This is a genomic window from Streptomyces griseus subsp. griseus (genome assembly GCF_003610995.1).
Classification (GTDB): Bacteria; Actinomycetota; Actinomycetes; order Streptomycetales; family Streptomycetaceae; genus Streptomyces.
Genome location: NZ_CP032543.1, coordinates 3,550,215 through 3,565,070 on the forward strand (window position 1 = coordinate 3,550,215; position 14,856 = coordinate 3,565,070).

The 14,856-nt window shown below is 72.9% G+C and carries 10 protein-coding genes; 5 read left to right on the forward strand and 5 right to left on the reverse strand.

All coding sequences use genetic code 11. The features are described 5' to 3' along the window. Positions 1-45 precede the first annotated feature (45 nt). From D6270_RS15820 to pcaB, 3 genes are all read left to right on the forward strand, one after another. The gene (locus tag D6270_RS15820) at positions 46-1,674 is read left to right on the forward strand and encodes a class I adenylate-forming enzyme family protein (protein ID WP_109164828.1); all 1,629 of its coding nucleotides are present in this window, start codon (positions 46-48) and stop codon (positions 1,672-1,674) included. Next, entirely contained in the window at positions 1,671-3,659 is a 1,989-nt protein-coding gene (locus D6270_RS15825; protein WP_109164827.1) for an FAD/NAD(P)-binding protein, read from the forward strand. Before D6270_RS15820 ends, D6270_RS15825 begins: the two co-directional genes overlap by 4 nt. 266 nt (positions 3,660-3,925) lie before the next feature. After that, complete coding sequence (gene pcaB, locus D6270_RS15830; RefSeq protein ID WP_109167419.1) at positions 3,926-5,326, forward strand: nitrosuccinate lyase; 1,401 nt, start codon at positions 3,926-3,928, stop codon at positions 5,324-5,326. Positions 5,327-5,381: 55 nt separating this feature from the next. On the opposite strand, the gene D6270_RS15835 is transcribed toward pcaB, so the two are convergent. The 5 genes from D6270_RS15835 to D6270_RS15855 all read right to left on the reverse strand — a co-directional run bounded on the left by D6270_RS15835 (position 5,382) and on the right by D6270_RS15855 (position 10,718). Continuing rightward, positions 5,382-6,101, reverse strand: coding sequence for a DsbA family oxidoreductase (locus D6270_RS15835; protein WP_109164826.1), 720 nt, complete (start codon positions 6,099-6,101; stop codon positions 5,382-5,384). Continuing rightward, positions 6,098-7,987 (reverse strand): anthranilate synthase family protein, encoded by a 1,890-nt coding sequence (locus D6270_RS15840; protein WP_109164825.1) that lies wholly within the window; start codon positions 7,985-7,987, stop codon positions 6,098-6,100. Before D6270_RS15840 ends, D6270_RS15835 begins: the two co-directional genes overlap by 4 nt. Next, complete coding sequence (locus D6270_RS15845) at positions 7,987-8,610, reverse strand: isochorismatase family protein (RefSeq protein WP_109164824.1); 624 nt, start codon at positions 8,608-8,610, stop codon at positions 7,987-7,989. Before D6270_RS15845 ends, D6270_RS15840 begins: the two co-directional genes overlap by 1 nt. A gap of 73 nt (positions 8,611-8,683) precedes the next feature. Next, on the reverse strand, positions 8,684-9,454 hold the full coding sequence (locus D6270_RS15850) for a 2,3-dihydro-2,3-dihydroxybenzoate dehydrogenase (protein ID WP_109164823.1): 771 nt from the start codon (positions 9,452-9,454) through the stop codon (positions 8,684-8,686). An 85-nt stretch (positions 9,455-9,539) separates the two neighbouring features. Then, complete coding sequence (locus D6270_RS15855) at positions 9,540-10,718, reverse strand: 3-deoxy-7-phosphoheptulonate synthase (protein WP_109164822.1); 1,179 nt, start codon at positions 10,716-10,718, stop codon at positions 9,540-9,542. A gap of 498 nt (positions 10,719-11,216) precedes the next feature. On the opposite strand from D6270_RS15855, the gene D6270_RS15860 reads away from it, so the two are divergent. Both D6270_RS15860 and asnB read left to right on the forward strand, forming a co-directional pair. Then, complete coding sequence (locus D6270_RS15860; RefSeq protein ID WP_109164821.1) at positions 11,217-12,905, forward strand: carboxylesterase/lipase family protein; 1,689 nt, start codon at positions 11,217-11,219, stop codon at positions 12,903-12,905. Positions 12,906-12,973: 68 nt separating this feature from the next. Then, entirely contained in the window at positions 12,974-14,830 is a 1,857-nt protein-coding gene (asnB, locus tag D6270_RS15865; protein ID WP_109164820.1) for an asparagine synthase (glutamine-hydrolyzing), read from the forward strand. Positions 14,831-14,856: the final 26 nt, after the last annotated feature.

Here is a 14,856-nt window from a genome sequence, read left to right on the forward strand (position 1 = left end):
GTTCCTTCCCGCGTACGTGAACGTTCGTGAAACGGAGTGGGCGAGATGTTTCTGCAACGAATAGGGAACAAGGGCATCCGGCTCGGAACGCTCTTCGACCGGGCGGCCGCCCGGCACCCCGGCAACATGGTGATCCTGGACCACGACCTGGACGTCGCGCCCGAGCTGGGCCGGCGGCTGTCCCTGCCCGAGGTGGCCGAGCTGATCGCCGAACTGGCATCCCGGCTGTGGGCGGCCGGGGTCCGTACCGGTGAGCGGATCGTCGTCCACAAGACCGACGGCTTCGACATCTCGCTGCTGGCCTGCGCGGCGGCCCGGATCGGCGCCGTACCGGTGCTGCTCTCCCCCAAGCTGGACGGCGCCACCGTCGTGGAGCTGGTGCGCCGGGCGCAGGAGCCGTATCTGGTCACCGACGAGGCCAAGCTCACCGACAGCCTCCCGGCGGAGGTCTTCGAGGCGGCGCGCAAGGTTCTCCTGACCTCCGGCACCTTCGAGGGTGCGACCCCGCTGGCCTCGTACGCCGGTGCCGTACGGGTCGATCCGATCACGATGCCGCCGGACCACCCGACCCTGATCACCCACACGTCGGGCACCACCGGCACGCCCAAGCTGGCCGTGCACACCGGGCACACCTTCCAGGCCCGCTACCGCCCCCAGGCCACCGTGGTCTCGGCGGTCCGCAGCCGTGAACCGGTCGCCATCCACGTCTCGTTCGTGCACTCGCGGATGTTCACCGCCATGCCGATCGCGATCCTCCAGGGCCACCCGCTGATCATCCTCAAGGACGACGAGCCGCAGTCGGTGGCCACGCTCTTCTCGCAGGTCCCTCCCGGGCTGATCGAGGCCCACCCCAACACCTTCCTGCGCTGGGAGGTGCTGGCGAAGGACCCGCGCGGCCCGTTGGGCAACGTCAAATACTTCAGCTCCACCTTCGACGCCATCCACCCCCGGACCGTGCACACCCTGCTGGGCGCCTCGCGCCGCCGGCTGCCGCTGTTCGCCCAGGCGTACGGCCAGAGCGAGGTGGGCCCGATCGCGGCCCGCACCTACTCCCGCAAGCGCGGCGCCGAGGCGGACGGCCGGTGTGTCGGGCGACCGTTCCAGGGGATGACCGACGTACGCGTGGTCAGCCGCGACGGGCGGCCGCCCAGCAAGTCCTCGCCGGGCTTCATCGAGGTGCGCAGCGACGGCCGGATCGTCACCTACCTCGGTGAGCACCAGCGGTGGGAGAAGCAGGTCAACGACGGCTGGTGGCGGATGGGCGACGTCGGCTTCCGCACCAAGTGGGGCTGTCTGCACCTGCTGGACCGCGAGGTCGACGAGATCCCCGGCGTGGAGTCCACCCTGGAGATCGAGGACAAGCTCTTCGCCCGGGTCGAGGACCTGATCGAGGTCATCATCATCCCCGGCCCGGACGGCCGGCCCGTCCCCGTCGTCTCCACCCGCGACGACAAGCCGCTGGACGAGCGGGTGTGGCGGGACGCGGTGGTCGGTCTGCCGCCGATGGCCGACCCGGTCCGGTGGAAGCTGGAGGACCTGCCGCAGACGGCGACCACCAAGATCAAGCGGCTGGAGCTGGCCCGGCTGCTGGCGGGCGGTGCCGAGGAATCCGACGGGACCGTCAGCTCCAACGGGTCTGCCGCCGCCAACGGTTCAGCGGGCGGGCTGTCATGAGCGAGGCCCCTCTCGAGATCTGTGTGGTGGGCGCCGGGCCCCGCGGACTGTCCGTGCTGGAACGGCTCTGCGCCAACGAGCGGGCCACCCCGCGCCACTCCGCCATCACCATCCATGTCGTGGACCCCTCGCCGCCGGGCGCGGGGACGGTCTGGCGGCCCGAGCAGTCCCGCCATCTGCTGATGAACACCGTGGCCTCGCAGATCACCGTCTTCACCGACGACAGCGCCCGGCTGGAGGGCCCGATCGAGTCCGGGCCCAGCCTGTACGAGTGGGCCCGCGCGCTCGTCGCCCGGACCGAGGCGGGCCACGGCGAGGCCGAGGAGGAGGTGCTGACGGAGGCCCGGGCCCTGGGCCCGGACACGTACCCCACCCGGTCCTTCTACGGCCGCTACCTGCGCAGCTGCTTCCAGCAGGTGGTGGACCGGGCGCCGGAGCATGTGACCGTCACCGTCCACCGCTCCCGCGCGGTGGCCATCGCCGATGTGCACGGTGTCACCGACGGCACCCAGGGCGTACGGCTGGAGGACGGCACCCGGCTCAACCAACTCGACGTGATCGTCCTCGCCCAGGGCCACCTGCCCACCCGGCTGACCACCCGTGAGGCCCGGACGGCCGGCCTCGCCCGTATCCACCACCTCACCTACGTGGCCCCGGCCAACCCGGCCGACCTGGACCTCAGCTCCATCCAGCCGGGCCAGCCGGTCCTGCTGCGCGGCCTCGGGCTCAACTTCTTCGACCACATGGCCCTGTTCAGCGCGGGCCGGGGCGGGACGTACGAGCGCGGGGCGGACGGCAAGCTCGTCTACCGGCCCTCGGGCCGGGAACCGCAGATGTACGCGTTCTCGCGGCGCGGGGTGCCGTACCACTCCCGTGGCGAGAACCAGAAGGGCGCCTACGGGCGGTACTTCCCCCGGCTGCTCACCGTCGAGTACATCGCCAAGCTGCGCGCCCGCTCCGCCGAGGGCCAGCGGATCCGGTTCTCCACCGATCTGTGGCCGCTGATCTCGCGGGAGGTGGAGAGCGTCTACTACGAGACCCTGCTCACCGCCCAGGGCCGCGCGGACGACGGCGCACAGCTGGCGGAGCGGTACCTGGAGCGGCCCGCCGACGACGACGGGGGGCGGCTGCTCACGGAGTTCGGGATCCAGCCGGACGAGCACTGGTCCTGGGAGCGGCTCTCCCGGCCCTACGAGGACCGGGAGTTCACCAGCCGGGACGGTTTCCGGGCCTGGCTGCTGGAGTATCTGGCCGCCGATGTGGTCGCGGCCCGCAGCGGCAACGTCAGCGGGCCGGTCAAGGCCGCGCTGGACGTGCTGCGCGATCTGCGCAACGAGATCCGGCTCGCGGTGGACCACGGCGGTCTGGAGGGCGACTCCTACCGGGACGAGCTGGAGGGCTGGTACACGCCGCTCAACGCGTTCCTCTCCATCGGTCCGCCGGCCTCGCGGATCGAGGAGATGATCGCGCTCATCGAGTGCGGGCTGCTGGAGGTGACCGGGCCGGGCACGAAGATCGCGGTGGACACCGCCGTGCCGCAGTTCGTCGCGGTCTCCACCGACGTACCCGGGCCGCCGATCCACTCCACGGTGCTGATCGAGGCCCGGCTGCCCGAGCCCGACCTGCGGCGCACCGACGATCCGCTGATGCGCCACCTCCTCGACACCGGGCAGGCCCGTCCGTACTCCATCGCCGGTTCGCGGGGCGGGAGTTACCAGACCGGCGGGCTGGCCGTCACCGAACGCCCCTACCGGCTGCTGGACGGGAACGGGCAGGCGCACCCCCGGCGCTTCGCCTACGGCGTGCCGACGGAGTCGGTGCACTGGGTCACCGCGGCGGGCATCCGTCCCGGCGTCGACTCGGTGACGCTCGGCGACTCGGACGCCATCGCGCGGGCGGCCCTGGACGTGCCGCCCGTGGCCCACAAGCCGTGGTCCGCGCAGCCCCACGCCTCGGCAGAGGGCTTCGTCGGGGTGATCGTGTGACCGCCGAGGCCAACGGCCCCCGCGCCGCCGCCCCCGGTGCTCCGGCACCGGGGGCGGCGGCGCGACCGGCCGGCGCCGCCGCCGGACCGACGCAGCCCGCCCGTACCGGCGCCGATACCGGGGTACGGTCACCGGCTCCGGCCGGTGACCGGCCGGGGACGCCCCCGGGGAGCGGCTCCCGGGCTCCGTCGCCCGCCCGTGCCGGCGCCCCCGCGGGGGTACGGTCACCCGCTCCGCACGGCACCGGTACGGGGGCATCCCCCGGCATCGACTCCGGGATCCTGTCGCCCGTCCGCGTCGGCACGCCCGGTGAGGCCGTGACCGGCGACGAGGCCTGGCTCCAGGCCATGCTGGACGCCGAGGCGGCGCTGACCCGGGCCCAGGCCGGGATCGGTACCGTGCCGAAGGAGGCCGCCGAGACCGTCACGCGGGTGGCGCGGGCCGAGGCCCTGGATCTGCGGGCCCTCGCGCTCGCCTCCAGGGAGACCGCCAACCCCGTGGTCTCCCTGGTCGCGGCGCTGACCCGGGCCGTCGCGGAGGTCTCGCCGGAGGCCGCCGAGTATGTGCACCGGGGCTCCACCAGCCAGGACATCCTGGACACCGGGGCCATGCTGGTCGCCGCCCGGACCCTGGAGCTGATCGCGGCGGACCTGGAGGCGGCCGCCGCGTCCCTGGCCGGCCTGGCGCGGGAGCACCGGGACACCGTGATGCCCGGGCGGACCCTCGCCCTCCAGGCCGTGCCGACCACCTTCGGGCTCAAGGCGGCCGGGTGGCGGCGGCTGCTGCTGGACGCCCACCGGCGGATCACCGCGGTCCTCGACGGCGGGCTGCCCGTCTCGCTCGGCGGGGCGGCCGGGACGCTCGCCGGGTACCTGGAGTACGCCCTCGTCGACGGCGACGAACGGGCCGAGGACGTCGACGGCTACCTCGGCCTGCTGCTGGACGGGTTCGCCGCCGAGACCGGGCTCGCCAGGCCCCCGCTGCCCTGGCACACCCTGCGCACGCCCGTCGCCGACCTCGGCGCCGCCCTCGCCTTCACCACCGGCGCCCTCGGCAAGATCGCGATCGACGTGCAGTCGCTGGCCCGCACCGAGGTCGCCGAGGTCGCCGAGCCGTCCGTGGCCGGGCGCGGCGCCTCCTCCGCCATGCCGCACAAGCGCAACCCGGTCCTCGCCACCCTGATCCGCAGCGCCGCCCTCCAAGTGCCGCTGCTGGCAGCAGGGTTGACCCAGTGCCTGGTGTCGGAGGACGAGCGTTCGGCGGGGGTCTGGCACGCCGAGTGGTCTCCGTTGCGGGAGTGCCTGCGGCTCACCGCCGGGGCCGCGCACACGGCGGTGGAGCTGTGCGCGGGGCTGGAGGTGCACCCGGACCGGATGCGGGACAACCTGGCGCTCACCGGCGACCAGGTGGTGACCGAGCGGATCGCCGCGCATCTGGCCCCGCACCTGGGCCGTACGGCGGCCAAGCGGCTGCTCGGTGAGGTGGCCGACGAGGTACGGACCGGCGGGCGTTCGCTGGCGCAGGTGCTGGCGGCCCACCCCGAGGCCACCGCGCTGCCGGCCGGTGCGGAGCTGGACCGGCTCTGCGACCCGGCGCACTACACGGGTGCGGCGGGCACCCTGGTCGACCGCGAGGTGGGGCAGGAAGGAGAACCCCCTCGCCGCTGATCACACACGTGCGCGGTGGCACCCCCGAGAGGAGTGCCACCGCGCACCCGTGTGTTCAGCCGTGCAGCCGCCGCAGCAGCTCCTCCGCCCACCCGTCCTCGTACGCCTCGAAGAGCGGGAAGCCGCCGTTCTCCGGCGCGTCCGTCCAGCGGCACCGCACCCCCGGGTTGTGCACCGCGTACCCGCCCGGCGCGAACAGGTGCGGGCTGCCCTGCACCTGGGGTCCCTGGGCGATGTCCCACTGGCCGTACACCTCCGCCCGGCCCTCCCCCGCGCGCAGCGCCTTCGCCAGCGCCTCCGCGTCCACGTGCTCGCACGCCTCCGCGAGCTCCAGGATCACCGCGTGCACGCCGATCGACCGGCTCTGGCGGTAGAAGGCGTGGCGCAGCGCGGTGTCCAGCTCGTCGGAGGCGCGCAGCCCGCCCACGGCCGGGGACTTCGCCGCCTGTACGGCCTCCAGGGCGGGCAGGATGCTGGAGGGATAGGTCCACTCCGGGGCCGACCAGCGCCGCCAGCCCACCTCGGGGCGGCGGGCGGCGATGGCCGCGAGCTCCACGTCCACGATGAACTTCGGGGTGGGCTCCCGGTTGAACAGCTCCAGCGGGAAGGCCCGGTGGTCGACCAGGACCGGCAGCTCCAGCCGCTCGGAGGCGGCCCGCAGGGTGTGCAGGGCCAGCGCCGCCCAGGGGCAGCCGATGTCCGACCAGACGGTGAGGACGGGCGCATCGCCCTCCGTACGCTCGGTGTTGACCAGGGCCGGGTCGTCGCTCGTCATCGGGCCGCTCCTTCGGTGCGCCGCAGCAGTTCGGTCAGCAGGTTGCGGGTGATGTGTACCCCGTCGCGGGTGAGCACCGACTCGGCGTGGAACTGGGTGGAGGCGAACCAGGGCCCCCGCAGCCCGTGCACCTCGCCGGACCCGGGGTCGCGGCTGACCTCGACGGGGCCGACGCCCGGGCAGTCGGTCTTGTCCTCCTCCGACACCGCGGCGAAGGTGTTGTAGAAGCCCACCCGTTCCCGCCGGCCGAAGAGGTCGATCTCCCGCTGGACGCCCTGGTTGGGCACCTCCCGGCGGATCAGCGGCAGCCCCAGCCGGCGGCTCAGCACCTGGTGGCTGAGGCAGACGGCGAGGAACGGCGTACGGGTCTCCAGCAACTTCCCCACGGTCGCGTCGAGATGGGTGATCTTCGGGTCGGTGAGGTCCCGCGGGTCGCCCGGGCCCGGGCCCATCACCGTGAGGTCGTGGTCGGCCGGATCGTACGGCTCGTCGAACCGACGCACCGTCACCGACAGTCCCACCGCGCCGAGTTGCTGGGCGATCATCGACGTGAACGTGTCCTCGGCGTCGACCACCAGCACCCGCCGCCCGGCGAGGTACGGGTCAGGGGCGTGCCGGTCGCCCGCGTGGGCGAGCCAGAAGTCGGCCAGCGAGGAGTTGCGTTCGGCGAGCGCCGCCCGCACCTCCGGGTTGGCGGAGAGCCGGACCTGACCGCCGGTCTCCAGCGCCGCGAGCAGACCGGCCGCCTTGGCGCGGGTCTCGGCCGCCTCGGACATCGGGTCGGAGTGGCGTACGAGGGTGGCGCCGACGCCGATCCGCAGCCGGCCGGTGGCATCGATGTCGGCGGTACGGATCAGGATCGAGGAGTCCAGCGCGTGGCCGCCGTCCTGGTCGCGGCCCAGCAGGGCCACCACCCCGCTGTAGTAGCCGCGGCCCTCGGGCTCGTACTGGCTGATGACGCGGCAGGCGCTCTCCAGCGGGCTGCCGGTCACGGTCGGCGCGAACATCGTCTCGCGCAGGATGTCGCGCGGGTCGCGGTCGCTGTGCCCCTCGATGAAGTACTCGGTGTGGGCGAGGCGGGCCATCTCCTTGAGGAACGGCCCGATGACCCGGCCGCCGTCCGGGCAGATCCGGGACATCATCTTCAGTTCCTCGTCGACGACCATGTACAGCTCGTCGATCTCCTTGCGGTCCGCGAGGAACTCCATCATCGCGGGCAGGCTCGGGCCGCCGGGCGCGTACCGGTACGTACCGCTGATGGGGTTCATCACGGCGAGGCCGCCGGTGAGGCTGACATGGCGCTCGGGGGTGGCGCCGACGAAGGTGCGCTCGCCGGTGTGGACGACGAACGTCCAGTACGCGCCGGACTCCCGCTCCAGCAGCCGCCGGAAGAAGGTCAGCGCGGCGCCGGGGGTGTAGTCGGTGATGTCCGCCGAGTAGGAGCGCTTGATGACGAAGTTGGCGCCCTTGCCGGTGCCGATCTCCTCGGTGACGACCTGGCGTACGGTCTCGGCGTACGTCTCGTCGTCGGTGTCGAAGCCGCCGTCGGTGAGCGCGATCGGGAGGTCCGGGATGCGGCGCAGCGCCTCGGCGACCGTCCGGGTCTCCTGGCCGGTGACGGTCATCGCCAGGAGCGGCGAGCCGTCCTCGGTGCCGATGAAGCCGCGCTCGGCGATCTGCCGGTACGGGACGAGGACGAGCGCGTCGTGGCGCTCCCGGCCGGAGCCACCGGGGTCCGAGGGGAGCGGGATGTCCGCCAGGGTCTCGTACGCGTGCACGTCCCCGACCAGCACGTCGAGGGTGCCCTCGCCGGTGGACTCCGGGCGGTACAGCAGAGCGAAGGGCGGCGGGTGGGGGGCCAGCACCTGCCCGAGCAGATCGGTCATCAGCCCACCGCCTCCTTGGTCGTGAGCACCACGGCGCAGCGGTGCGCGGCGTACTCCACGGTCATCCGGTGCCGCTCCGGCGAGAAGTCGGCGACGGCGTCGGCGACCAGGAAGGTCTCGATGTCGTGGGTGAAGGACTCGACGGCGGTCATCAGCACCCCGACATGCCCGTAGACCCCGCTGATCACGAGCTGGTCCCGGCCGGCCGCGCGCATCCGCTCCAGCAGGTCGGTGCGGAAGAAGGCGCTGTAGCGCCACTTGGTCAGCAGCCAGTCCTCCGGTGCGGGGGCCAGTTCGTCGACCACCTCGCGGTCGGCCGGCTCGGCGCGCATGCCCGGACCCCAGAAGTCCTTGAGCAGGCCGCGCTGTTCGGGCGTCATGGAGCCGGGCTGGGCGGTGTACGCCACCGGCATCCCGGCCGCGACGGCGAAGGCCCGCAGCCGGGACGCGTTCACCAGCAGCGGATCGCGCAGCTCGGGCGCCAGCGGCTGGAGGAAGTAGCGCTGCATGTCGTGGAAGAGCAGGACGGCCCGGTCGGGGTCGATGCTCCAGCGGGCGGTGTTGTCGGGAAGGTCGCCGCGGTCCGGGAGCGGGTACGGCGGGATGGGGGCGATGCCGGCCATGGGTGGTCCTGATCCTTTCGGGAGAGGTGGGTCGGGGTCGCCGGACACCCCCGGGGAGGCGGTGTCCGGCCGGTCAGGCCCCCAGCGAGGCGCCGCCGTCCACGGTCAGGTCGTGCAGGGTGATCTGGGCGGCCCGGTCGGAGAGCAGGAACGCCACCGCCTCCGCCACATCGGTGGGCCGGCCGATCCGGCGCAGCGGGATGCCGACGCGGTACGCCGCCGGGGAGCCGTCGAGGGTGTGCTGCTCGGCCGCCCGGTCGTGCCACATCGACCGGAGCATCGGGGTGTCGGTGGAGCCGGGGGCCACGGTGTTGCAGCGGATGCCGTACCGGGCCACCTCCAGGCCGAGCGACTTGATGAGGAGGGTCGCGGCGGCCTTGGAGGCGGCGTAGGCGGCCATCCCCGCCCGGGGGGTGACGGCCGCGTTGGAGGTGACGGTGACGATGGCGCCCCGCTCGCGCGGGATCATCCGGTTCACGACCGCGCGGGACACGTTCAGGACACCGGTGATGTTGACGTCCAGCATGGCCCGCCAGTCCTGGTCGGTGATCTCGCTGACCGGCCCCAGCCGCAGCACCCCGGCGGCGTTGACCAGCTGGTGCACCGGCCCCAGCCGCTCCTCCACGTCCGCCACCACGGCGTCCACCGCCGCGCTGTCGGACACGTCGACCGGGAAGGCCGTCACGGGCAGGGACTCCGCCCGGAGCTTGTCGACCTCCTCGGCGAGCCGGCCGGCGTCGCGGTCGACCGCGGCCACGGCCGTGCCCTGCTCGGCGAGCAGCCGGACCACGGCCGCGCCGATGCCGCCGGCGGCCCCGGTGACCAGTGCTGTCTGCTCTTCCACCTGAACTCTCCTTCGTACGAGGGGTGTACGGGGGTGCGTGCTGGATGTACGGGTGTCTGCTGGTGCGTGCGGGAGGGGCCCGGGCTCAGTCGCGCCAGGCGGCGATGACCGACACCGCCTGGGAGGCGGTGAGCCGGGGGTCGCAGAAGCTCGTGTACTTCTCGCCGACCTGGTGCGCCCGGGTCTCGTTGCGCACGCACTCGGTCACGTCGTCGGGGGTGGTCTCCAGGTGGATGCCTCCGGGGGTGCCGTCGGCCGAGCGGACGGCGGTGAGGAAGCCGCGCACCTCCCGCTCCACGTGCTCCAGGTAGCGGGTCTTCAGCCCTTCGCCGGTGGTCACGGTGTTGCCGTGCATCGGGTCGCAGAGCCAGCTCACCGGGTGCCCGGCGGCCCGGACCGCCGCGACCAGGGCGGGCAGCCGCTCGCCCACGGTGTCCGCGCCCATCCGGGAGATCAGGGTGAGCCGCCCGGCCTCGCGGGAGGGGTCCAGGCGCTCGCACAGGGCGAGCAGGTCCGCGACGGCCATGGACGGGCCGACCTTGCAGGCCACGGGGTTGGCGATGGCGGCGAACAGCTCCACATGGGCGCCGTCCAGCGCGCGGGTGCGCTCGCCGATCCACGGCAGGTGGGTGGAGGCGAGCCATAAGGCGCCCGACTCGTCGCGGCGGAGCATCGGCAGCTCGTAGTCGAGGAGCAGCGCCTCGTGGCTCGTCCACACCGGCGGGTCGATGGACCGGGTGCGCTCGCGGGGGGTGGCGAGCCAGCCGAGGTGCCCCATCATCTCGCCCGCCGCGTCGTAGCCGGTGAGCAGCCGGGCCGGGTCGGGCACGCGGCCCTTGGGGGCCGGTTCGGGGCTGTTGACCATATGGCCCCGGTAGACCGGGAGTTCGACTCCGCCGATCCGCTCCAGCGGGTTGGAACGCGGCTTCGCGAACTGGCCGGCGATCCGGCCGATCCGCACGATCGGTTTGTGCGAGGCCATCTTCATGGCCCCGGCGAGCAGGTCGAGTACGGCCGCCTTGCGGGCCACGTACCCGGCGCTGCACTCCATGGGGTCCTCGGCGCAGTCGCCCGCCTGGACCACCTGCGCCTCGCCGCGGGCCACCTGCGCGAGGATCTGCCGGAGGGCCTGGGCGTCCTCGTACCGGACGAGGGCCCGGCGGCCGGACAGCGTTCTGCGCACGTCCTCAAGGTGTTCGGCATCGGGCCAGTCAGGCTGCTGGAGTGCGGGCCTGAGCCGGATCTCGGACACGACGTTGTCCACTGGTGCCTCCACGGTCGCATGGCGCGAGCGGGGAACGCTCGCTGTCGGGTGTGAGTCGGTGCGGCGTCGGCAAGCCCGTCGCGGGCGTCGTCGGTGTCGAGCGGCGTCCCGGGGGTTCCCCGCGCCGCTCACTCCATGGACGACCCGAGCCCGCAGGTCAGGAGGGGGCGGCCGTCCCGCCCTGGTCCGGCTGCCGATCCTGGGCCGGATCGGGGCGGCTGCCAACCGGCGGGGAAGCAGTTCGTCAGGTGACGCGCATTCCATCAGGTCTACCCGCGTCCAGCGGGCCGGACCTGACGGACTAGCCGGGCACCCCTGGGCGGACATCACGGACGCGTTGCACCATGAGGCCGCTCCCGACCCCTGCTCCGCGTCCGTACCGGTCGCGTCCACACCGGCTACGCCCGTACCGGCTGCGCCCTACCGGCCACGCCCGTACCGGTCGCGTCCGAACCGGCTGCTTCCGTATCGGCGCCAGGCCCCTGGAGACCTCTCCTCATGACATCACGCACCAGTTCCGGCCTTCCCAGGCGTACGTTCGTGGTCACCGCCGCCGCTGCCGCGGCCGCCGCGGCGACCGCCGGCCCGGCCGTTCCCGCGGCGGCCGCGACCGCCGCGCACCGGGCCCCGCGTCCCCGTACCGGATCGGTGGTGGTCCGTACGACCGCGGGCCGTATCGCCGGTCAGCGACTCGACGACGTCACCGTCTTCCGCGGTGTCCCCTACGCGGCCCCGCCCGTGGGACCGCTGCGCTTCGCCTCCCCCCGGCCGCCCGAACCGTGGAACGGGATACGGGACGCCACCGCCTTCGGCGCGCCCGCGTTGCAGACCGACTACCTGCCGGACAGCAGCGAGGACTGCCTGTACGCCAACGTCTGGACGCCGGGCACCACGGGCCGCCGCCCAGTGGTGGTCTACATCCACGGCGGCGGCTGGTTCCTCGGGGCGGGCAGCGAGCCCGACTACGACGGCGCCAAGCCCGCCGTGCGCGGGGACATGGTCGTCATCAACTTCAACTACCGCCTTGGGCTGTTGGGTTGGGGCCTTCACGAGGAGTTCACCGACCGGCGGACCTCGTCCTTCGCCAACTGGGGCCTCCAGGACCAGGCGGCGCTGCTGCGGTGGGTCCAGGCGAACGCGGCTGCCTTCGGCGGCGATCCGGGCAACATCACGCTGGCCGGGACCTCGGCCGGCGGCTCCAGCACCTGGCAGCTCAGCCTGCTGCCGCAGCTCCGCGGGGTGATCAGGCGCGCGGTGCCCATCAGCGTCAAGCACGTCTGGAATCCCGCGAGTTCGACCACCCCCCAGGAGTCCCGCGAGGTCTACGCGCTGCTCGCTTCCCGGCTCGGCACCACGGTCGCCGGACTGCGCGGCGTATCGGGCCTGGAGTTGAAGGCCGCCTGGGAGACGCTGTACTCCGGCGACCCGTCCGAGCGGCCGGTGACCGGCTGGCGCGAGTACCGGGGGCCGGTGCCCGACGGGCAGTGGATGCGCGGGTACGACCATGAGCTGCCCACCCCACGGATACCGATCATGCCGGTGTACGCCCGTACCGAGGGCTCGTTCTTCACCGGCGGGCCCGGCTACCCCTACCCGGGTCCGCTGCCCACCGACGACGCCGAGCTGCGCGAGGCCGTCTTCATGGTGCTGCGCAAGGGCGGCGCCCGGGTCGGCCTGCGCGACGCCGACCAGGCCATCGCCTTCTACCGCAAGGCCACCGTGGCCGACGGGCTGCCGCAGGACCCGATGTCGCTCTGGACGGAGATCTGGGGCGACGGGCTCTTCCGCTACCAGATCATCCGGCTCGCCGAGCGGCACGCCCGCCAGGGCCGGTCGCCGCAGTACCTGATGGAGTTCGCCCAGCCGGTGCGGGCCCCCTACTCCGGCACTCCCCACGAGGCGACGTCGAAGTTCCTGTTCGGCTCGCACGCGCTGCCCGTCAACGAGCCCGCGTACGGCGACGGCCCGCTGGAGCGCCAGGTCTCCGACACCCTGATCGACCTGGTCGCCTCCTTCGCCCGCGACGGCAGGCCGGTCTCCCCGCACGCCCCCGCGTGGCCGGAGTTCGCGCCCCGCACCGCCAGCACGATGGTGGTCGGCGGCCCGGACGTCGCCCGCCTCTCCACCACCTTCAAGGAACGCCAGCTCCGCTACTGGGACCGGGCCGGCTGGGTGCCCCGTACCTGATTCGCACGGCCCGACTTCCCCACAGCGCTGTTGACACGGCTGAACACGAGGAAAGGAACCGAGGCACTATGTGTGGACTCGCAGGCTGGATCGGCTACGACCGCGATCTGACCCGACTGGGCGCCACCGCCCAGGCCATGACCGCCACGATGGCCTGCCGGGGCCCGGACGACGAAGGGGTGTGGACCGACCCGCATGTGGCGCTCGGCCACTGCCGGCTCTCGGTCATCGACCTGGAGGGCGGCCGGCAGCCGATGCACGTCACCGCGCCCGACGACGGGCTCCCGACCGTCGTCTACACCGGTGAGGTATACAACTTCCTGGAGCTGAAGGAGGAGTTGAGCGGGCTCGGCCATGAGTTCCGCACCTCCAGCGACACCGAGGTGGTGCTCCACGCCTACCTCCAGTGGGGCGAGGACTTCGCCCGGCGGCTCAACGGGATGTACGCGCTGGCCATCTGGGACCCGCGCACCGAGGAACTCCTGCTGGTCCGGGACCGGATGGGCGTCAAGCCGCTCTTCTACTACCCGACCCGCGACGGGGTCCTCTTCGGCTCCGAGGCGAAGGCGATCCTGGCCCACCCGGAGGCCGAGGCTGTCGTGGACCGCGAGGGCCTGGCGGAGATCTTCGCCATCATCAACACCCCCGGGCACGCGGTCTTCAAGGGCATGCACGAGGTGGTCCCCGGCACGGTCGTCCGCTTCACCAAGGACGGCCACACCGCCCGCGCCTACTGGGAGCTGACGGCCCGGCCGCACGGCGACGACCTCGACACCACCATCGCCCAGGTCCGTGAACTCCTCGACGACATCGTGCGGCGCCAGCTCATCGCGGACGTCCCCGTGGGCACCCTGCTCTCCGGCGGACTGGACTCCAGCGCGCTGACCGCACTGGCCGCCAAGGCCTTCCGGGACCAGGGGCGCTCCGAGCGCGTCAAGGCGTTCTCGATCGACTTCAAGGGCAACGACGAGGCCTTCGCCGGCAACGGGATCTGGCAGGACCCCGACACCCCGTACGCCGTCGAGGTCGCCGAGCACTGCGGCGCCGAGCACATCATCGTGGAGCTGGAGAACGCCGACGTCCTGGACAAGTCCATCCGCGCCCGCGTTCTGCGCTGCCAGGACCTCCCCATCTCCACCGGCGACATGGAGCACTCGCTGCTCCACCTGTGCACCGCGCTGAAGCGGCAGGTGACCGTGGCCCTGTCCGGGGAGACCGCCGACGAACTGTTCGGCGGCTACAACTGGTTCTTCGACAAGGAGGCCGTCGAAGGGGACACGTTCCCCTGGTACGACGCCTGGCGACGGCTCGGCGGGCTGGACACCATGAAGGAGATCGGGCTGTGGGACCGGCTCGGTCTGGAGGAGTACGTCAAGACGCGGTACGCCGAGGCGCTGGCGGAGGTGCCCCGGCTGGAGGGCGAGTCCGGCCGTGAGGAGCGCATGCGCGAGCTGGTCTACCTCAACATCTCCCGCTGGGAGAACTTCCTGCTGGACCGGAAGGACCGGATCAGCATGGCGGCCAGCCTGGAGGTCCGGGTCCCGTTCACCGACCACCGGCTCGTCGAGTACGTCTTCAACGTTCCGTGGGAGATGAAGAACTTCGACGGGCGCGAGAAGAGCCTGCTGCGCGCGGCCGTCGCCGACGTGCTCCCGGAGTCGGTGCTGACCCGCAAGAAGAGCCCCTACCCCTCCACCCAGGACCTGGAGTACGTCCGGGCCCTGCGCGACCAGGTCGCCGCCCTGCTCCACGAGGGCTCACCGGTGCTGGAGCTGGTCCCGGCCGCGGGCATCCAGCGGCTGCTGGACAAGCCGCTGGAGTCGTACGCCGGTCTCGGCGGGCTCTGGGGGACGCGCGCGGTGATGGAGCGGCTGGTCGAGTTCAACACCTGGGTCACCGAGTACGGGGTCCGGGTCGAGGCGTGACACGGCCCCGCCACCCCGCCGCTGTC